This window comes from Pseudarthrobacter ribosi, from assembly GCF_055412865.1.
Genome location: NZ_JBVAYZ010000014.1, coordinates 26,927 through 46,267 on the forward strand (window position 1 = coordinate 26,927; position 19,341 = coordinate 46,267).

14 protein-coding genes are annotated in these 19,341 nt (G+C 68.3%); 9 read left to right on the top strand and 5 right to left on the bottom strand.

From position 1 onward, the window contains the following. Positions 1 to 260 precede the first annotated feature (260 nt). Positions 261 to 626, bottom strand: a complete 366-nt coding sequence (locus ACZYZ5_RS14100) for a hypothetical protein (RefSeq protein WP_463902423.1) — start codon at positions 624 to 626, stop codon at positions 261 to 263. A gap of 219 nt (positions 627 to 845) precedes the next feature. Here ACZYZ5_RS14100 and ACZYZ5_RS14105 point away from each other — a divergent pair, with 219 nt between their 5' ends. Next, positions 846 to 1,805 carry an NAD-dependent epimerase/dehydratase family protein gene (locus tag ACZYZ5_RS14105; RefSeq protein ID WP_463902425.1) on the top strand — a complete coding sequence of 320 codons (960 nt, stop codon included), beginning with the start codon at positions 846 to 848 and terminating at the stop codon, positions 1,803 to 1,805. 847 nt (positions 1,806 to 2,652) lie between these two features. Then, complete coding sequence (locus tag ACZYZ5_RS14110; protein WP_463902427.1) at positions 2,653 to 4,752, top strand: FG-GAP-like repeat-containing protein; 2,100 nt, start codon at positions 2,653 to 2,655, stop codon at positions 4,750 to 4,752. A 157-nt stretch (positions 4,753 to 4,909) separates the two neighbouring features. Here the strand turns inward: ACZYZ5_RS14110 and ACZYZ5_RS14115 are convergent, their stop codons facing one another. Then, positions 4,910 to 7,135, bottom strand: coding sequence for an MMPL family transporter (locus tag ACZYZ5_RS14115; protein ID WP_463902428.1), 2,226 nt, complete (start codon positions 7,133 to 7,135; stop codon positions 4,910 to 4,912). A gap of 216 nt (positions 7,136 to 7,351) precedes the next feature. Between ACZYZ5_RS14115 and ACZYZ5_RS14120 the strand changes: the two genes are divergently transcribed. After that, complete coding sequence (locus ACZYZ5_RS14120) at positions 7,352 to 7,879, top strand: MarR family winged helix-turn-helix transcriptional regulator (RefSeq protein WP_463902429.1); 528 nt, start codon at positions 7,352 to 7,354, stop codon at positions 7,877 to 7,879. Here ACZYZ5_RS14120 and ACZYZ5_RS14125 read toward each other — a convergent pair. Next, positions 7,782 to 9,086, bottom strand: a complete 1,305-nt coding sequence (locus ACZYZ5_RS14125; RefSeq protein ID WP_463902526.1) for an APC family permease — start codon at positions 9,084 to 9,086, stop codon at positions 7,782 to 7,784. The genes ACZYZ5_RS14120 and ACZYZ5_RS14125 overlap by 98 nt on opposite strands. 99 nt (positions 9,087 to 9,185) lie before the next feature. Between ACZYZ5_RS14125 and ACZYZ5_RS14130 the strand changes: the two genes are divergently transcribed. Next, complete coding sequence (locus tag ACZYZ5_RS14130) at positions 9,186 to 10,001, top strand: methyltransferase domain-containing protein (protein WP_463902431.1); 816 nt, start codon at positions 9,186 to 9,188, stop codon at positions 9,999 to 10,001. A 2-nt stretch (positions 10,002 to 10,003) separates the two neighbouring features. On the opposite strand, the gene opgC is transcribed toward ACZYZ5_RS14130, so the two are convergent. Further along, the gene (gene opgC / locus ACZYZ5_RS14135) at positions 10,004 to 12,493 is read right to left on the bottom strand and encodes an OpgC domain-containing protein (RefSeq protein ID WP_463902432.1); all 2,490 of its coding nucleotides are present in this window, start codon (positions 12,491 to 12,493) and stop codon (positions 10,004 to 10,006) included. 173 nt (positions 12,494 to 12,666) lie between these two features. Between opgC and ACZYZ5_RS14140 the strand changes: the two genes are divergently transcribed. The 4 genes from ACZYZ5_RS14140 to pabB all read left to right on the top strand — a co-directional run bounded on the left by ACZYZ5_RS14140 (position 12,667) and on the right by pabB (position 16,626). Next, a complete protein-coding gene (locus ACZYZ5_RS14140) occupies positions 12,667 to 13,155 on the top strand; it encodes a hypothetical protein (RefSeq protein ID WP_463902433.1) in 489 nt (162 codons plus the stop codon). 69 nt (positions 13,156 to 13,224) lie between these two features. After that, on the top strand, positions 13,225 to 13,848 hold the full coding sequence (locus ACZYZ5_RS14145) for a LysE family transporter (protein WP_463902435.1): 624 nt from the start codon (positions 13,225 to 13,227) through the stop codon (positions 13,846 to 13,848). 148 nt (positions 13,849 to 13,996) lie between these two features. Continuing rightward, on the top strand, positions 13,997 to 14,566 hold the full coding sequence (locus ACZYZ5_RS14150; RefSeq protein WP_463902437.1) for a low molecular weight protein-tyrosine-phosphatase: 570 nt from the start codon (positions 13,997 to 13,999) through the stop codon (positions 14,564 to 14,566). Next, positions 14,563 to 16,626 carry an aminodeoxychorismate synthase component I gene (gene pabB / locus ACZYZ5_RS14155; RefSeq protein WP_463902438.1) on the top strand — a complete coding sequence of 688 codons (2,064 nt, stop codon included), beginning with the start codon at positions 14,563 to 14,565 and terminating at the stop codon, positions 16,624 to 16,626. The genes ACZYZ5_RS14150 and pabB overlap by 4 nt, the downstream gene beginning before the upstream one ends. A gap of 62 nt (positions 16,627 to 16,688) precedes the next feature. Here the strand turns inward: pabB and cls are convergent, their stop codons facing one another. Beyond that, positions 16,689 to 18,164: a cardiolipin synthase gene (gene cls / locus ACZYZ5_RS14160; RefSeq protein WP_463902440.1), complete on the bottom strand. Its 1,476-nt coding sequence runs from the start codon at positions 18,162 to 18,164 to the stop codon at positions 16,689 to 16,691. A gap of 93 nt (positions 18,165 to 18,257) precedes the next feature. On the opposite strand from cls, the gene ACZYZ5_RS14165 reads away from it, so the two are divergent. Continuing rightward, positions 18,258 to 19,217: an aminodeoxychorismate lyase gene (locus ACZYZ5_RS14165; protein WP_463902442.1), complete on the top strand. Its 960-nt coding sequence runs from the start codon at positions 18,258 to 18,260 to the stop codon at positions 19,215 to 19,217. Positions 19,218 to 19,341 lie beyond the last annotated feature (124 nt).

Sequence of the window (19,341 nt, forward strand, 5' to 3'; positions counted from 1 at the left end):
TTTCCGTGGAAACTTGCTGAGATGGCTGCGGACCGCAGTGGTATCAACCGCATGGGTCCGACCGTTATTGAGCGATCTGCACTCAACTTTACTCAGACGCATTTCAAAGTCAATCCAAAGTTGAGCGCCGTACGCTCAACTTTGGATGACAAGCGGAGCGGGCGGCCGATCGCAATGGCCCGTTCCCCCGGAATTCCGGCACTCTTCAGGCGGCGGCCACGCCGGCCGCCGCCAATTTCGCTGTGCGCGAAGTCCGCCGCTTACCGGTCCCGGCGGTCCGCTTCGCCGGTGGAGTCGTCCCGCTTGCGCGCCTTTTCGCCCGCATCGCCGGCGGTTCCGTAGTCACCTTCGGGGTATTCGCCCTCGACGGCGGCCGGCGGCGTCGTGCCGGCCCCTGCCACGCCGTAATCGCCCTCGGGGTAGTCGCCCTCCTCCGCGCCGACGGCGGTGGTGCCGCTGACGCCCGCTGCCCCGTAGTCACCGGTGGGGTATTCGCCTTCCGCGGCCTCGGGCGGGTTCTCCCCGGCGGTGCCGGCCGTGCCGTAGTCACCTTCGGCGTACTGGCCCTCGGCGGCCTCGTCGCCGGATTCCGCTGCCGCTCGATCAGACTCGTTGTTTTCGGACATGGTTGGATCCTTCCTGGAAGCCTCGGCGCGCCCAGGCAGGCGCACGGGCAGTCTATCGAGCGCCGCCGGGAGGCAACAGGGGGTCGGACAGCGGTAGACCGCGCAGAGGGACTGGCTGCATGCTGGTCTCGGGGAGCCCTGCCCTCACCGCAGGGCAGTGCCGGCGAGGGCAGGCCCAGCCCAGCCGCACGCCTTTGGACAAGCGAAAGTGAGCACACCATGCCCCAGTCCGAATCCGGAGCGGTCCAGGCCCCGGCCCTGTACGTCGTCACCGGCGCCGGCCCGGTCGGCTGGACGGTCGCCGAACAGCTCGCCGCGGCGGGCCACCGGGTGCGGGTGCTCACCCGCTCCGGCGGCGGCCCCGACCACCCGCGCGTCGAGAAGGAGGCCGCGGACGTGTCGGACCCGGCGCAGCTCGGCGGGCTGTTCCGCGGCGCCAAGGCCGTGTTCCACTGCATCCACGGCTCGCAGTACAGCGCCAGGACCTGGGCGGAGGAGCTCCCCCGTGCCGAGGCCACCGTTCTGGCCGCGGCGGGCGAGGCCGGCGCCGTCGTCGCCTTCCCGGAAAGCCTGTACTCCTACAGCGAGCCGGACCGGCCGATGACCGAGGAGGGCCCGCGCGATGCCCGCGGCGGCAAGCGCGGCATCCGCACCGAATTACTGAAGGCCCGGGCGGCGTCCGCGACGGACACGGTGAGTGTGGTGGCGAGCGATTTCTTCGGTCCCAGGGTCCGCACCTCGCATGCCGGCGAGCGCATGGTGAAGCCGGTCCTGGCAGGCAAATCCCTGATGGTGATCGGCGACGCGGGGCTGCCGCATTCGTTCACGTATGTGCCGGATCTGGCCGCGGCCATGATCAGGGGCGCGCAGGATCCGGGGCTCTGGAACCGGGTGTGGCATGCACCGACCGGCCCTGCGCTGAGCCAGCGGAAGATCGCCGAGGCGTTCGCCGCCGCTGCCGACGCGCGGACCCCGCGGGTGACCGGGATCCCCGGCTGGGTGCTGCGGACGATGGCCGTCCTCTCCCCGGCCGCCCGGGAACTGTCCGAGACCCTGTACCAGTTCGACCGCCCCTTCGTGCTGGACTCGCGCGCCAGCGAGGTTGCCCTAGGGCTGCAGCCCACCCCGCTTACAGAGGCAGCCGCGGCCACGGTTGCCTGGTGGCAGAAACCCTGCTGAACGCGCCGGCTCCGATCCGGGAAGAAGGAGCCGCATGAGTGCCCCGAACGGCAAAGGAACCGGCCTCAGCGACGGGCTGGAAATCTGGCTGGCCATCGTCGAAGTTGTCGTCCTTGGGGGTGGCTCTGGGTTTCACCTCGGATCGTGATGGCCGGCATTGCCGCGCCCCCGATTGATCTGATCGCCGGGCTGGTCAAGGGCCCGGTGCCGTGGCCCGTCCAGTCGACGGTCGTTGCCGTCGCCCTTGCGGCACTGCTGGTTAACGGCGTCGTACTGGTCCTGGTCGCCGGGGCCAAGGGTGCTGACAATCGGGCCCGGGTGGACAAGGCCGCACGCTGCCTCGGCCGCGGCAGGTCACTGGCCGCATCGGAATCACGATGGCCGAATACCTCACGGAGCCTCCGCCCATGGACCTCTCAAGGTTTTCCAAGGTCCCGGGCAGTACCGTGTGCTAGCGCACCCTCACCACTCGGTCCACAGGTGAAATCCCGGACCGCCGACGGGGCGTGAATTGACCACTGGGCGGGAGGGCTGACACATGAACCGGTTCCTGAGGCTTTGCGTTGCGGGTTTACTTGCGCTGCCGTTGGTTCGCCTGACGGCGCTGGGTGCCGCGCCGCAGCGGCTTTCAGGCGTGCGGCAGGGGAGGGCCTCCGATGACGCACCCCTGCGGCGGACCGGAGCACCATCACCAGCCACTTCCTCGCCGCCCAGCTGCAGCTCATCGACGAAAGCGGCATCGAAGTCCAGCCGGTCGCGCAGGCGTTCAAGCAGTTGCAGGGACCGTGATCACCATTCGGCGGTGTAACCAGGTGCCGTCAGCCACCCGAAAAGAACGGAAAAACTCATGACCAGAAGCAGATCCAGCTTGGCGCGGGCGCGCGTCAAGCTCGTGACCATCGGGGTGGCGGTCGTGGCCATGGCCGCCACACTGCTGACTCCCGGGGTGGCGAACGCCGCGGTGGAGAACCCGGCGCCGTCGGCACTCGTCTCATTCACCTTCGACGACGGCAACACCAGCGCCCTCAACTTGGCCGCTCCGACCCTCCAAAAGTACGGGCTCACCGGCACCAGCTACGTCGTCACCGACTGCGTCGGCATGACGGCAGTGCCGAACACCTGCCGCGCCAACACTGACGTCCCGTACATGACCTGGGCGCAGATCAAACAGCTGCAGACCCAGTACGGCTGGGAGATCGGGTCGCACACGGCCAGCCACCAGTGCCTCACCTCCGTCGGCGGCGACTGCCAGGCGGCGAAGCTGACGACCGCACAGGTGGATGCCGAACTTGCCAACAGCAAGTCTGCCCTGGCGGCGCAGGGCATCACCGCGACCGCCTTCGCTCCGCCGTATGGCGACTACGACCCGGCGGTGCTGGCCAGCGTGGCGAAGCACTACAGCTCGATGCGCGGCTTCGCCGACACGGGCCAAAACACGTGGCCGCTCGGTGACTACCTGCTCCGCGACATTCCCGTGCAGGAGGTCACCACCCCGGTCGCCGCCCTGAAGGCGCAGGTCGACCAGGCAATCACGAACAAGACGTGGGCCGTGTTCACCTTCCACGACATCAGGCCGACGCCGAGCCAGGTCCCGGATGACTACGAGTACGGCACGGCGGAGCTGGACCAGCTGGCCGCGTACGTGCAGACCAAGGTGGCGGCCGGCCAGATCAAGAACGTCAACGTCTCCAAGGGCCTCGTGAACGGAAGCCCCAACAAGATGCCCAACGCCAGCTTCAACTCGGGCATCGCCGAGGGATGGCTGACCGACGCTCCCGCGACCATCACGGCGGACACCGGCGGTAACGGCAGCTACCCCGACCCCACGCGGTCGGTGAAGCTCGTCTCCGGCGCTACCCCGTCACACCTGTTCTCACCGCAGGTCGCCGTCACCCCGGGGACGAACTACCTGTACAAGACCTTCCTCAACGTCTCCGCGCTGACCTCGGGCGAGATCGGGTACTACGTCGACGAGTACGACGCGGCGGGAACCTGGCTCTCCGGGCGGTACCTCAAGCGGGAGGGCTCGCGGTGGGTGGAGTCGATGAACTTCACCTACACGCCGAGCTCGACGAACGTGGCCAAGGCCAGGCTCCAGGTGATCGTCGATGGGACCGGCATCACGGCCTACGTGGACAACATGGAGATGCTGGAGCTCAGCGCAGGGACGACGCCTGTTCCGACGGCGCCGAAACGGTTGAATGATTTCAATGGGGATGGGAAGACTGATCTGATCTCCCGGGACGCCTCAGGTCGGCTGTGGCTGTACCCGGGCACCGGGACGGGTGACTGGGCCACCCGGATCGACCTCGGCGGCGGCTGGAACGTGATGACCTCGATCGTCAGCGCCGGCGACTTCAACGGCGACACCAAGGCCGACGTCATCGCCCGGGACACCAGCGGTGTGCTCTGGCTCTACCGGGGCACCGGGACCGGCGACTGGCAGCAGCGGCAGAATCTCGGTGGCGGCTGGAACGTGATGACCTCCATCGTCGCGCCTGGGGACTTCAACGGCGACGGCAAGCCGGACCTGATCGCTCGGGATTCCTCGGGTGAGCTCTGGCTGTATCCGAACAACGGGGCCGGCGACTGGAACAAGCGCGTTGACCTGGGCGGCGGCTGGAACATCATGAACTCGATCGCCGCCCCGGGGGACTTCAACAACGATGGAAACGTGGATCTCGTGGCCCGTGACACCAGCGGTGAATTCTGGCTCTACCCCGGTAACGGCAATAATGAGTGGCTCAAACGCGTCGACCTTGGCGGCGGCTGGAACACGATGAACTCCATCACCGCCCCCGGTGACATGGACAGCGACGGACGGCCCGACGTCATCGCCCGCGACCTTGCGGGCCGGCTCTGGCTCTACCCGAACAATGGGACCGGTGACTGGTTCAAACGGATCGACCTGGGCTCGGGCTGGACCCCGATGACTGCCATCCTCTAGCCAGCAACAACAATCGGAAGACCCCCGCAGCAGCGGGGTAGTGCGAGCCCGGGTGATCTGCAGGATCCTGCAGATCACCCGGGCTCTTTGAGTATGTCAACCTGATTCAGGACCACCACGACCCTGCTGGCTTGGGGGCTGCGTCCGGGCGTGCCGGCTACCGGATGCCGGCGTCTGCAGCTTCCGGCTCCGGAGTGGACGAAAAGGCGCCGACTGAGGCATCCGTCTCGGGGCGCCCCAGCTTGCTCGGCCACCAGATCCGCGGGCCGATGTCGTAGGCCAGGGCCGGGACCAGCAGGGACCGGACGAGAACGGTGTCCAGCAGGACCCCGAAGGCCACAATGAACGCCAGCTGCACCAGGAACATGATGGGGATGACGCCCAGGGCCGCGAAGGTCGCCGCGAGGACCACACCGGCGGAGGTGATGACTCCGCCGGTGACGCCCAGGCCGCGCAGGATGCCGGGCCGGGTGCCGTGCTTCAGGGATTCCTCCCGGACCCGGCTCATCAGGAAGATGTTGTAGTCCACGCCCAGGGCGACCAGGAAGACGAAGCCGAAGAGGGGCACTGTGGCATCGGCGCCCGGGAACCCGAAGATGTTGTTGAACACGAAGGCGGCGACGCCGAGCGCGGCGCCATAGGACAGGACCACCGAGGCGACCAGCAGGACCGGGGCCAGCACGGAACGCAGCAGCAGCATCAGGATCACCAGGATGACCGCAAGGACCACCGGGATGATGGTGACCAGGTCACGCTGGGCGGTCGTGTTCGTGTCCAGCGCCGTGGCGGTCACTCCGCCGACCAGAGTGCCGTCGTCGACCTTCTGGAGTTCCTGGCGGAGAACGACGACAACGTTTTCGGCGTCGTTGGAGTCCGCGGCGAAGTTCAGCGTCGCGTTGATCAGGACCTTGCCGTCCCGAACGGCGGGAGCCGCGGGAGCCGGGGGTGCGCCGGGGGCAGCAGGTGCGCCGGTGATGATCGGCACGCCGCCGTCGGCCAGCAGGTAGGCGTCCCCGACGCCGTCGGTCGCTTTGGTTTCCTCCAGCACTTCCTGCGCCGCCGCCTCGTCGGCGACGATCACCACAGGGCTGCCGGAGCCGGCGTCGAAGTGCCGGGCCAGGGCGTCCTGGCCGTCGACGGCGTTGGAGGCGGTGAGGATGACGTCGGTCTGCGGGACGCCGTTGGCCTTGAGCTGCAGGACGCCGGCGGAGGCCACCAGGAGCAGCAGCACGGAGGCGATCCAGACGGTCCGGGGCCGGCGGGACACGAGGGAGCCGGTGCCGCGCCAGACGCCCTTCTGTCCTTCCAGTCCGGTGACGATTTCCGGCTCACGCTCGGTCTCCGGGAGCAGCTTGGGCAGGAACGGCCAGAACGCGGCGCGGCCCAGCAGCGCCATCATCGCCGGCAGGAGGGTGAGCGCCGCGAAAAGCGCGCAGAGGATGCCCGCGGCCGCCACCGGGCCGAGGGCCTTGTTGGAGTTGAGATCGGAGAACAGCAGGCAGAGCAGCGCGATGATGACCGTGGCTCCGGAGGCGATGATGGGTTCCCACGAATTCTTCCACGCCGTCAGCGCGGCGGCCGTCCGGTTGGTGGTGTGCGTCAGCGCCTCGCGGAACCGGGACACATAGAGCAGTGCGTAGTCCGTGGCGGCACCGATCACCAGGATGGACAGGATGCCCTGGCTCTGGCCGCTGAGCTGGATCCAGCCGAGCTTGGCCATGCCGAAAACGAGCAGGATGGCGGCGCAGAGGGCGAAGACCGAGGTGAAGAGGACGGCGATCGGCAGCAGCAGCGAGCGGTAGACAATCAGCAGGATCACGAACACCGCGCTCAGAGCCGCGAGCAGCAGGATGCCGTCGATGCCGGCGAAGGCGCTGACGAGGTCCGCCGTCAGTCCGGCCGGACCGGTCACGAAGGTCTGCATGCCCGCCGGGGCGGAGGCCTGCACCTCGTTGCGGAGTTCCTTGACGATTTCCTTCACTTCGCCGGCCGAATCGATCGGGACCACAAACTGCACGGCTCTGGTGTCTTCGGACGGAATGGGGCCGATGACGGTGCTGCCGCCACCCACGGCCTCCAGCTCGCCCTTCAGTGCGGCCACCTCGCCGAGCTGGGCCGGAGTGAAGGCGGATTCGCTCTCAATGACAATGACGGCGGGGATCTCGTTGGTGTCCCGGAACTTGGCCTGCCAGTCCTGGACTGCTGTGGCCTCGGCCCCGGCCGGCAGGAAGGAGGCCTGGTCGTTCGAGGAAACCTCCTCCAGCCGGCCGAAGGTCGGTCCGCCGATCCCGGCGATGGCCAGCCAGGTGATGACGAGCAGGACCGGAACCAGCCAGCGCAGCCAGAAGGGGGCACGGGCACTGGTGTGTGGAGTCTTGTTCATGATTCCTTCTGGTGCTTGCCTCGGAGGAGTAGAATTGAGTCCATAATAGACTATCTCCATGATAGAGATAAATGCACGTGGATAACCCTCCGCCGCTCAGACTTGGGAATTCCGCGCGGCGTCCCCGAGACCGGGCCGGGTGGCGCTGAAGTAAACTCCGGAGGGCGCCATCTGCGGAGCAGGCGCCACAGGCCACGGGAGAGAGGACGGTGCACCGTGACAGTTAATCCCCCGGGACGCCCGGAATCTTCCGGACCGCCGCCGCTGGTCCGGCTGCTGCAGGAGTTCAGCCTGGAGGCCAACCGCTACGTCGATTCCGCCGGCGGCCGGAACGACATGCACCGGACTGACCTCAATGCCCTGGCCGTGATCATGCAGCACACTGCGAGGAACCAGATCGTCACGCCCGGCGTGCTCCGCAAGGAACTCCACCTGAGCTCACCCGCCACCACGGCGCTGATCGACCGGCTGCACAACTCCGGGCACGTGGTCCGCGAGCGGCAGGGCGCGGACCGGCGCCAGGTCCAGCTCAGGATGACCCCCAAGGCCTACCGCGACGGCGGCGCCATGTTCCAGCCGCTGGCCCGCCACATGGCCGCCGCGATGTCCCAATTCACCCCGGAGGAACTGGAGATCGCCACCCGGTTCATGAGCTCGATGATCGATGCCACGGTCCGGGCCGGGCAGGAGGCGGCGCAGACGGCACCGTCTCCAACTGGACCGCCTCCCACTGCACCGCGGTAATTGACGTTCCCGAACGTCCGGACCGCAGCACCCTCCAGCCGGCCGGGCGGCCCGCCCAGAGGGCGGCGGCGGCCAGCCCCAGCGGGACCGCGAGCGCCCAGCCGCTGAACAGCAGCACCGCCAGCATCACCCCGGCGGCCACCATCACGCCGAACCAGGCCGGCGTCCGGGCGGGCAGCAGCCGAATCCCGGCAACCAGGCCAAACGCCGTCACGGCGGTGAAGCAGGCCGACGCCGCCGCGATCTGGAACTGCAGGCCGCTCAGCCCGGCCGCGGCTACCGCGAAGGAAAGGAACGTCATCACCGCCAGCAGTCCCAGGCTGGCCGTGGGCACCTGGCCCGCACCGGCGCCCCGCGCGAGCGCCCGCGGAAGCACGCCGTCGGACGCCAGGCTCGCACCCAGCCAGCCGGCTGGCGCCGGCGACAAGGTATTGATCGGGCCGAAGGTCAGCACCGCGGCGGCGACGGCGGTCAGCGGGGCCGCGAGTCCGCCGAGTCCCTTTTCCAGCAGCCGCGCGATCGGCACATCGCTGCCCGGGAGGGCCGGGCCCAGCACGGCGACCGAGGCAGCGACCACCCCAAGGTAGACGACGCCGACGACGACCAGCGTGAGCCAGGTGGCCCGTTTGAGGTCCCGTTCGGGGTGGCGGAATTCGCCCGCGAGATGCGTGACCGCCTCCCAGCCGGCGAAGCAGAAGAAGAGCAGGCTGGCCACCCCGCCCACTGCCCAGTAGCCATGCGGGGCGAACGGCTCGAAGTTCTCCGCCCTGGCATACGGCGCAGCCAGGGCCACGGCCAAGGCCAGCAGCACCATGAGCACGAGTTGGATGCCGCTGGACATCCGGATCCCGACGGCGTTGCCCGCAAAGGCGCCGGCCAGCAGCAGCGCGGCGGCGACCAACGCCGTCCCGCGCCCGCCGCCCAGGGCATGGGCGATGTAGTTCCCGCCGATCACGGCCGTCGCCGGAGCGCCGAAGGGGATGGCGAAGTAGAAGAGGTAGCCGGCCACGGCTGAGGCGCGCCGCCCGTAGGCGCGCGTGACGAAGTGTGCGATCCCGCCGGCGTCGGGCTGCTGGCGGCTCATCTCCGCGAAACTGAAGGCCACGGGTGTGCAGAAGACCAGCAGCAGGGCCCAGGCCAGGAGCGACGCCGGTCCCGCTTCCTTGGCGGCGATGGCCGGGAGCACCAGGATTCCCGAGCCGAGGATCGCCCAAAACTGACGGCCGCACGCGAAATCCTGCCGTCTTCCCCGCTGCGCCCTTTCCCCTTTCGCGGATTTGCCGGCGCAAAGCGGTAGCGTTTCCTTATGAGTGCGCAGCAGCCTGAAGATGTGTACACGCACGGCCACCACGAGTCGGTGGTCCGCGCCCACGCCTCCCGGACAGCGGAGAACTCCGCGGCGTTTGTGATCCCGCACCTCATCCCCGGGGTGTCGGTGCTCGACGTCGGCTGCGGACCGGGCAGCATCACCTGCGATTTCGCCGGGTTCGTCTCCCCCGGGAAGGTCACCGGACTGGACCGCTCGCCCGAGGTGATCGGCCAGGCGGCTGCCCTCGCGGCCGAGCGCGGCGTGCAGAACGCCGAGTTCGTCGCCGGCAACATCTACGACCTCGACTTCGAGGACGAAACATTCGACGTCGTGCACGCCCACCAGGTGCTGCAGCACCTCACGGACCCGGTCGCCGCCCTGCGGGAAATGCGGCGGGTCGCCAAGCCCGGCGGCATCGTGGCGGTGCGCGACGCCGATTTCCACGGCATGAGCTGGTTCCCCGCCCTCCCCGAACTGGATGAATGGATGGAGCTCTACCAGCGGATCGCCCGCCGCAACGGGGCCGAGCCCGACGCCGGCCGCCGCCTGGTCTCGTGGGCCCAGTCCGCCGGGTTCACCGACGTCGCCCCCTCCAGCAGCAACTGGCTCTACGCCACCGGCCAGCAGCGCCGCTGGCAGGCGCGGGTCTGGGGCGAACGGGTGCTGCACTCGGCCTTCGCGGAGCAGGCGCTCGAGTACGGTTTCGCCAACGCCGCGGACCTGGCCCGGATTTCCGCCGGCTGGCACCGCTGGGGCTCCACGGACGACGGCTGGTTCCTGATCCCCAACGGCGAGGTGATCGCCCGGGCGTGAGGTCAGCGGGGGATGATCCGGAACAAGAACTTCGTCTTGACCATCGTCCACACCAGGCCCAGCACCAGCACGTAGGCACCCGTGTTCAGCCAGATATTGCCCCGCTGCAGCGCGGGGATGTTGGCCAGGGCCAGGATCAGGAACACGTGGACGATAAAAACATACAGGGTGGCCTGCCCCAAAGGGATCAGGAACCAGCCCAGTGCCCGCTCCAGCAGCTTCCAGTAGGCGGTTAACAGGGTGTAGGCGGTGATGACGACCACCACGACATTGATCAGCCGGCCCGCGCCCAGATACGTCCTGCCGAAATAGCCGCTGTAAAGCGTCTGATGCAGGGCATCCGGCAGCAGGGCAAGGCGGACATCGTAGGCGTTGGACAGGTAGGGGTTGGACGAGGCGAACAGCGCAAAAAGGACTGTCAGCAGCGCGCAGAAGGCCAGCACGCTCTTGTGGCGGGAAAACCACTCCACGAGGGGTCTGCGGTAGTAGCCGGCGGTCAGGCCAAGGACAAAGAGGATCTGCCAGACCATCAAGGGAAAGGAATCTTCGAACTGGGAAGGCAGGAGACGGATGCGGGACAGGGCCCCCGCCGTGTAAAGGGCGGCGCTCACCAGCAGAACCAGCCATGCCAACTTGCGGGACAGCGCCCACAGGATCAGGGGGCTGAGCAGCAGGAGCACGACGTACAGGCCCATGATGTTGAACTGCCACGGGCCGAACTCCAGCAGCAGGATTTTCGGGATCAGCCAGGCCGGGACCGGAAACTGCAGCAGCCCCTCCAACTCCGAATACATGTCATAGCTGCGGCCGGCCGCCGCGGTACCTGCCGCACCGGTCCCCTGGTCGGTGAAGGAGGTCAGGACCGAGCTCTGGATCAGCGGGATGAGACTGATGAGGAAGACCGTCATGACGACGGTCAGGGCCGTCACGTAGAGCTTCCAGGAACGGCCGGTGGTTTTGTCCACCACGTCCCCGGGGTTTTTCCTGATCCTTGGCCCGTAGACCATGCCCAGCACCGCTCCGGAAAGCAGGACAAAGAATTCCGCGCCGGACACCGCGCCAATCGTTTCCTGGGTCAGCAGCTGAAACAAGGAGCTGAGGCCTACGTGGTTCACGACCACGAAGAGGATCGCCATGCCGCGCAGCATGTCCACTCGCCGGTCCCTGACGTGCTCTTCCTGATAGGTCCAGGACCGCGCTGCCGGCCAGCGGAAGGGGAGTATCCACAAAGCGGCGGCCAGCGTCAGTCCCGCCGCGGCAGCCAGCCACGCCCAGCCACCGGCGACGACCCTGCCGCCCGACGGGCTGCTGGCCGCGTCCCCGCCCGCCGCCGCCGTCGGGCTGCCCGCCAGGAAGTCGGCGTCGCCGAGCCCGGTGGCCAGCGTCGAAGCGGTGCCCGCGTCGGCCGTCAGGCGCCAGTCGATGGCGACCTCACCGGAGGCTCGCAGTTCAACGGTTTCCTTCCACAGCACTGCCCGGACGTTGTTGTACCCGGCAGCCGGGGACGCGAGTAGCTGGCTCAGCCACGCACTTTTGATGTCCCCTTCAGTGGGCCCACCGCTTGCCGGGCTGAAGAATGCCCCGGTTTCCAGCAGCAGCGGCTTGGCCCTGGCGACGGCATAGCTGGCATAGAAGTCCGCGTCCGCAGCGGCCCGGTCCGGCTGCGCGGGTCCCAGCATACGGGTCAGGCCATCCGCTGCAGGGAGGGAGTTGACCGGCGGCCCGCCCGCAGAGTCGTCATGGAACGCGGACAGCCCGACCCAGTCCACCACGTCGTCCCCGGGGTAATACGGCGAGTAGGCCGCATCCCCAAGGTTCCAGGCGCCGTCGGAATTCGTGTCCAGGGCGTCGAAGCCCGGGCTGCCGGGCTGCGCAACGTCCGGAGCCCGGACAAAGGGGTAGTCCCTTCCCTGGAACGGCGACCAGACCATCACCGGCTCTTCCAGTGCTCCACGCATCGCGGAAGTCACGGCACGAAACGCCGCGATGTACTCCACCGGCTTTTGACCCCAGGCCGCCCAGCCAGCATTCATATCGGGGGCGAAGCGGATGAACAGCCGGCCGCTGAACCCCTCAGCCATCACGTTGAGGTCCTGCGCCAGCCTTTTCGAGGTCTCCGCATCGACCTTTGCCAAGGGAACCCTCGGATTGACTGTAATCAGCGCATCGGCGCCGGCGGACCCCGTCTGGTCCAGGAACTGCGGGATGAAGGTCTTTTCGTCCTCCTGAACCGGCAGCGACATTTCGTGGGCATAGAGAGCGGCCGGTTGCCCCAGGCGCCGTGCATACTCGGCGGCCGAGTCCTTCGACCAGTCAAGCTGCACTCCCCACAGCGGCCCTGCCCCAGGCTCCGATTGAGGTTCGCGGTCCCCTGCCCCGGCTGCGACAGGAACCGGACCCGGCGCGCTGGCCTGCGCCGATGCGCCCGAAACGGCCGTGAGCGCCAGGACCAGCAGGAACAACAGGAGGGCTGACGCGCGGCGCAATTTCACAGTCGCAATAGTAGCGACCCGGCGTCAGGCAGCCCCTTTCGGACGCGGGGCAGCCGGGAAGCTTTGGCGAAACCAGCAGCGGTTGACTTGCGGGGCGCGTATCTGGCCGCCCGTTGTCCACAAAGCGGCGTTCCGCCCTAGACCTCCAAAGCCGGGTTTTCTAGCATCAAGACATGATCATCCAAGCAGGTTTTGACTTCGTGATACTCGCCCACCCGCTCATCGTCCAGGACGGAAAACTCACGCCCAGGCTCGTGCTGATTGCCCTGGATGCGGAAATGCAGCTGGACAGCGTGGAGGTCATCGCCGACGATTTCGCGGGCTTCCTGGCCCCGTTCCACGATGCTGTCCTGACGGCGCTGGACCGGGAATACACCAGGTATTTTGCGATCGCCCACCCTGGCAGATTCAGTGAAGAGTTCGGTTGCTCGGATCCGGTTCTGGACGAGGCCCGCATCTTGGAATGGAAGGCGGCGATGCAGCTGATCGATCACATCGCCATCGACGAAACGGGGTACATGTCGGCCCGCGCGCGCATGTACTTTGACCAGTATCCAAGTCACGACGGTCTTCCCCGGACCATGCTCCACTGGTCCCATTCGGAGCTGGACCGGTGCGTCTGCGCCCGGAGTGACCCCGGATGCGGAACGGCCGGGGGGTGACGGCGTTGCGAGGCGACTCCTCGTGCAGTTACCGCCAAAGAGGCCCTCCCCCGCCAGTACACTGAATCAGTGCAACCCTCCCTGTGGCTGGCCCTGGCGGGCGCCGGCGTCCTGATCAGCTTCACGCCCGGTGCGGGCGCCATCAACACCATGAGCAATTCCCTGAACTCCGGCTTCCGGCGTTCCATTTGGGGCATCCTTGGCCAGCAGGCCGCGCTGGTGGTGCACATCGTGATCGTGGCCCTCGGCGTCGGGGTGCTGGTGGCCAGCTCGCCGGTCGCGTTCAACGTGATCCGGTATGCCGGCGCCGCCTACCTTGTCTACCTGGGCATCCAGCAGTTCCGGCACAAACCCGATCTGGATCAGGAGAAGGCGGCCGCGTTGCGCAACGAGCCGGCCGTCGCCATGTTCCGCCGTGGCCTGTGGGTCAACCTGCTGAACCCCAAGGCGATCGTGTTCTTCCTGGCCTTCATGCCGCAGTTCATCCGTCCGGAGGCGCCGCTGCTGCCGCAGTACCTGGCCCTGTCCGCCACCGTGATCGTGATCGACGTCCTCGTCATGTGGTTCTTCTTCGCCGCCGCGGCCAAGTCCTTCCAGCGCTTCACGCATGATGCCCGGGGGCAGCGGATCCTCAACCGGACGTTCGGCGTGCTGTTCATGGCAGTCGGCGTCCTGCTGGCCCTCATTCACTGACCGCTGCGGCCAGCAGTCCCTGGTCACGGCGCTGGCCGCAGGTCCCCGCCCGCCCGCTCATGACAGTCGGAAATACAAGTGTGACAAGTCTGTAATATCCGCGGCCCGGAAACTAGCCAAGAGGACCCGCATGATTCATGCTTGCACTATGACCTCAACGTCGAGCCAGTACCGGATCATCGCGGTCTGCACCGGTAACATCTGCCGGTCGCCGATGGCCGAGCTGATGCTGGCGGAGGCCATCGCCGCCGAGGGCCTGGCCGGCGCCGTCGTGGATTCGGCAGGAACCACGGCCTATGAGGTGGGCCGCCCCATTGACCCGCGGGCCGCGCGTAAGCTCACCGCCCACAGCATCTCCTCGGACCGCCATGTGGCCCGCGAATGGCAGGCTGAATGGTTCCACACCCGCGACCTCATCCTGGCCCTGGACGTGGACCATTTCGGCTGGCTGCAGCAGGCTGCGCCGGACCGCCAATCGCTGTCCAAGATCCGGATGCTGCGCAGCTTTGACCCGGCCGTCGCGGGCAAGGATCCCCTGGACCAGGGCATCGAAGACCCCTGGTACGGCGGCCACGCGGACTTCGAGCTGACCTGGAAGCTGATCCACGCCGCGCTTCCCGGGATCGTGGCGCACGTCTTGGCCGAGCTCGCCGGGCGTCCACGGCCGGACGGCCAGCACCCCGGCACCGCAGGGCAGCCGGTACGCTCTATTTCATGAGTCCCGCACCCGTCATCATCGCCATCGACGGACGCTCCGGCGCAGGCAAGACCACCCTGGCGATCGAACTGGCGGCACGGCTCCGCGAACACCACAAGGTTTCCCTCTTCCATCTTGAGGACATCTACCCGGGCTGGAACGGCCTCGCGGCCGGCATTGAACGCTACGTCTCGACCGTCCTGGCCCCGCTGCGCCGCGGCGATCCGGCCGAATGGGTCAGCTGGGACTGGAACGCCCACTACGACGGCGACATGCGCACGACCCAGCCGGCCGAAATCGTGCTGGTGGAAGGCGTGGGCGCCGCCGCGGAGGCCGCCCGCCCCTTCCTCACCGCGGTGGTCTGGGCCGATTCGCCCGAACACGACCGGCGCAGCAGGGCCCTGGCCCGCGACGGCGCAAGCTACGAACCCTACTGGGATGAGTGGGCCGCCCAGGAGCTGGCGTGGCTGGCCGGGGACGACGTTCCCGCCCGCGCCGATGTCCGGGTGCTCAACCTTGCCGACGGTGCCGCTCCCGCGGAAGTGCTGCAGGCGCTCCAATACCTGCCGGCGCTGGCCCCGGCGCTTCTTCCCGAGCTGGGTGCCCGCCGCGCCCTCCAGCTCCGCGCCGAACGGATCGACGCCACCCCGGATCCGCCCCGGCTGTTCGAATCCCTGTTCGGCCACTCAGCCAATGCCGTCTGGCTCGATTCCTCCCTCGCACCGGACGGCAGCGCCGGGGCGGAACGGAGCCGCTTCAGCATCCTGGCGGACGACGGCGGCCCGTTCGGCCAGTCGGTCCGGCACAGTTCGGGCGCCACCCGCGTCAGCGTCGGCAACGCCAGCGTCCGGACCGAGGGGCCGTTCTTCCGCTGGCTCGACGGGGTCTGGGGCCGCCCTGACCTCCGCGCCCCGGCGGACTACCCCTGCGAGTTCACCCTGGGCTGGCTGGGTTACCTCGGCTACGAGCTCAAACGCGAGACCGGCGGCAGCGACGTCACGGCCGAATCCCCCGACGCCTGCCTGCTGTTCGCCGGACGCGCGGTGGTGCTGGACCATGTGGACGGCACGGTCTGGCTGCTGGCCCTGGACAGCGCGGACGCCGTCGGCTGGCTGCAGACGGCCCGCACCGCCACCGAGACATGCTCAGGGCCGGCCGCGGGGGCCGCCGACAGCGGAGCCAGCGGCAGCGGAGCCGTCGAACCGTCCGCCCCGGCCCCCGGCCCGGACTTCGCAGCACGGGACTCGGAAGTCTCCTACAAATCCAAAATCACCCAGGCCCAGCACGAGATCGCTGAGGGCAACACCTACGAGGTCTGCCTGACCACCGTGCTGGCAGCGGAACTCCCCGCCGCACTGGACCCCGGGCGGGCCTACCTGGCGCTGCGCCGGAGGAATCCCGCGCCGTTCGCGAGCTACCTGCGGTTCGGGGACCTCACCGTGGCGAGCACCTCGCCGGAGCGGTTCCTTCGCATCACGGCCGACGGCGGCATGCGCGCCGAGCCGATCAAGGGCACCCGGCACCGGGACGCGGACCCCGCACGGGACGCGCTGCTGCGGCATGAGCTGGTGTCCTCCCCGAAGGACCGCGCCGAGAACATCATGATTGTGGACCTGCTGCGCAACGATCTCAGCCACTTTGCCGTGCCCGGCTCGGTGTCGGTCAGCCGGCTCTGCGCGATCGAAAGCTACGCCACGGTCCACCAGATGGTGAGCACCATCGATGCCCGGCTGCGGCCCGGGATGCCGCGGGCCGAGGCCGTCGCGGCCTGCTTCCCGGCCGGCTCGATGACCGGCGCCCCCAAGGTCAGCACCATGGACATCCTGGACCGGCTCGAGGGCGCCCCCCGGGGTGTGTACTCCGGAGCGATCGGCTATTTCTCGCTCAACGGCGCGACCGACCTGGCGGTCGCGATCCGCACCCTCGTTCTGAGGGAGCTGCCCGGAGGCGGCACCGGACTCAGCCTCGGCGTCGGCGGCGCGATCACCGCGGATTCCTCGCCGCAGGAGGAGTACGAGGAGATCCGGACCAAGGCCTTCGGGGTCCTCTCGGCGCTCGGCGCGGAGTTCCCGCCCGGCTGACGCGGGCGCCGCCGCAACGGCGCGGCGCCGGCGGGCGTCGGGCTGCGGCGGGCGTCGCAGGCTTACTGCAGCGTCGCCGTCAGCCGGGCGACGTTGTCCACGTATTTGACCCCCATCGGCCGCTTCATCCAGTCCTCGAGCTTCAGCTCGCGCGAAATGTCCCGGTACGTGTCCTCCACGGCGCTGATCCGCTGCACGATGTCCTCCCCCAGGAGCATCACCGAGACCTCGAGGTTCAGCGAGAAGGAGCGCATGTCCATGTTGCTGGAACCCAGCACGGCCACCTCGTTGTCGATCGTGAAGTGCTTGGCATGGAGCACGAAGGGTGCCTTGTACAGGTAGATCCGCACCCCCGCCTCCAGCAGCGCCTCGTAGTAGGACTGCTGGGCGTGATGGACCAGGAACTGGTCGCCCTTTTCTGAGACGAAGAGCTCGACGTCGACGCCGCGCTGGGCTGCCGTCGTCACCGCGTACAGCAGCGAATCATCGGGGACGAAGTAGGGGCTGCAGATCGAAATCTTGCGCTGCGCCGAGTAGATCAGCGTGTTGAAGAGCCGCAGGTTGTTCTCGGTGATGAAGCCGGGCCCGCTGGGCACCACCTGGGCCGTGACGTGCCCGGCGTGGAGTTCGGGCCGGCGCGCGAGCTGGTCCTCCAGGGATTCGTCGGTTTCGCTGAGCCAGTCGGTGGCGAAGACGACGTTGAGCGTGGTGACGATCGGCCCGCGCAGGGACGCCATCAGCTCGACCCATTCGCGGCCCATCTTGCGGTGACGCGGGTTGTTGTAGGAGGGCTCGATCAGGTTCTGCGAGCCGGTGAAGGCGATTTCGCCGTCGATCACCATGATCTTGCGGTGGTTGCGGAGGTCCGGCCGGCGCCATTGCCCCTGCAGCGGGTTCAGCGGCAGCATGGGCCGCCAGCGGATCTTGCTGGCCTTGAGCCGGGCGATCAGCTTGCTGTAGCCCTTGATGCGCAGGGTCCCCAAGTGGTCGAACAGGAGGCGGACTTCGACGCCGCGCTCGGCGGCCTCCTCCATCGCGGTCAACAGCTCGTCCGTGACGTGGTCCGAGCTCAGGATGTAGAACTCGGCGTTGACGAATTCTTTGGCGTCCCGGACGGCGGCGGCCATCGCCTTGATCGAGTGCGGGTAGCCGGGCAGGAGCTCCACGTGGTTGCCGTCCACCATCGGCAGCGAGCCCAGTGTCTTGTTCAGTTCCGCCGCGGAGGAAACCCATTGCGGGCCCTCGTAGCGGCTTTCCAGCATCGCCAGATCGGAGGTGCCGGCGCGTACCCGGGTGTTCACGGCGTCCTGCTGCGCCCGGCGCTTGCGGGAGAGCCGGAAGTTGCCGAAGAGCAGGAAGAGGACCAGGCCCACGGCCGGGACGAAGAAGATGACCAGGAGCCAGGCCATGGCCGTGGTGGGCCGCCGGTTTCCGGGGATGATGCCGAGGGCCAGCACGCGGATGGCGAGGTCAACGACGGTGAGGATCAGGAGCACCCAGGACGGGAGAGATTCCGCCAGGGAAAAAGGCCACAACACAGACGAACCCCTCAAGTTCCAGACCCGCGGAACAGTTCCGGTACGGGCAACCGTCAAATCCTATCCCGCAGCCCGCCGCACTAAGCTGAAGCCATGACTTCTCCTGCCGCCCCCGCCCCTGTCCCGGTGCTGGTCTTCCTCGATCCCTCGTTCGACGGCGGCCGGCTGGCCGATGCGACGAGGCCGCAGCTGATGGCGACGGACCAGGGCGCCACCCGCGGCGACGGGGTCTTCGAGTCGCTGCTGGCCGTGGGCGGGCAGCCCCGCAAGTTCCAGGCGCACCTGGACCGGCTGGCCGGGTCCGCCCGGCTGCTGGAACTGGACATCCCGGCCGAGGAAACCTGGCGCCGGGCCATCGCGACGGCAATCAGCGAATACCGGCGCCGGCACGTGCCGGGCGCCGCAACTGTCGCGGACGACGAACTTGTGGTCAAGCTCCTGGTGACCCGCGGCGTCGAAGGTGCTTCCGGGCCCACCTGCTGGGTCCAGGCCTCCGCCCCCGGACCCGCCGGGAGGCGCCAGCGCGACACCGGGATCGACGTCATCCTGCTGGACCGCGGCTACGACAGCGAGATCGGGGAACGGGCCCCGTGGCTGCTCCTGGGCGCCAAGACCCTCTCCTACGCCGTCAACATGGCCGCGCTGCGCTACGCGCATGCCCAGGGCGCGGACGACGTCATCTTCACCTCCGCGGACGGCCGGGTCCTGGAGGGTCCGACGGCGACCGTGCTGCTCGCGCACCTGGAAACGACCCACGACGGCGCCGGCGGGGTCCGCACCGTCCGGCGGCTCATCACGCCCCAGCTCGACAGCGGGATCCTGCCCGGCACCTCGCAGGGCGCCTTGTTCACCGCGGCGAAGACCGCCGGCTGGGAGCTGGGCTACGGCCCGCTGGAGCCCCGCGACCTGTACGACGCCGACGCCGTGTGGCTGATCTCCAGCATCCGGCTGCTGGCGCCCGTCAACCATATTGACGGCAAGGAAATCGGCACCCCGGAGCTGCGCCGGCAGCTCACCGCGGAGCTCAACGCGCTGTACGCCACGATCCAGTGATCTTCCCCGCCCCCAACGGCAACGCGGGGTGCCTAGCGCCCGGCCGGGCGCCGGAATTGCGCCGTAGCCGACCTCGCGTTACTGGACGGACCGTTACTTAACATGACGGCGGCGGCGGTGCGGG

Bases quoted from the DNA above. Each gene is read 5' to 3' on its own strand.
- ACZYZ5_RS14100 (WP_463902423.1), bottom strand. From the start codon at position 626: ATGTCCGAAAACAACGAGTCTGATCGAGCGGCAGCGGAATCCGGCGAC.
- ACZYZ5_RS14105 (WP_463902425.1), top strand. From the start codon at position 846: ATGCCCCAGTCCGAATCCGGAGCGGTCCAGGCCCCGGCCCTGTACGTC.
- ACZYZ5_RS14110 (WP_463902427.1), top strand. From the start codon at position 2,653: ATGACCAGAAGCAGATCCAGCTTGGCGCGGGCGCGCGTCAAGCTCGTG.
- ACZYZ5_RS14115 (WP_463902428.1), bottom strand. From the start codon at position 7,135: ATGAACAAGACTCCACACACCAGTGCCCGTGCCCCCTTCTGGCTGCGC.
- ACZYZ5_RS14130 (WP_463902431.1), top strand. From the start codon at position 9,186: ATGAGTGCGCAGCAGCCTGAAGATGTGTACACGCACGGCCACCACGAG.
- ACZYZ5_RS14140 (WP_463902433.1), top strand. From the start codon at position 12,667: ATGATCATCCAAGCAGGTTTTGACTTCGTGATACTCGCCCACCCGCTC.
- ACZYZ5_RS14150 (WP_463902437.1), top strand. From the start codon at position 13,997: ATGACCTCAACGTCGAGCCAGTACCGGATCATCGCGGTCTGCACCGGT.
- pabB (WP_463902438.1), top strand. From the start codon at position 14,563: ATGAGTCCCGCACCCGTCATCATCGCCATCGACGGACGCTCCGGCGCA.
- ACZYZ5_RS14165 (WP_463902442.1), top strand. From the start codon at position 18,258: ATGACTTCTCCTGCCGCCCCCGCCCCTGTCCCGGTGCTGGTCTTCCTC.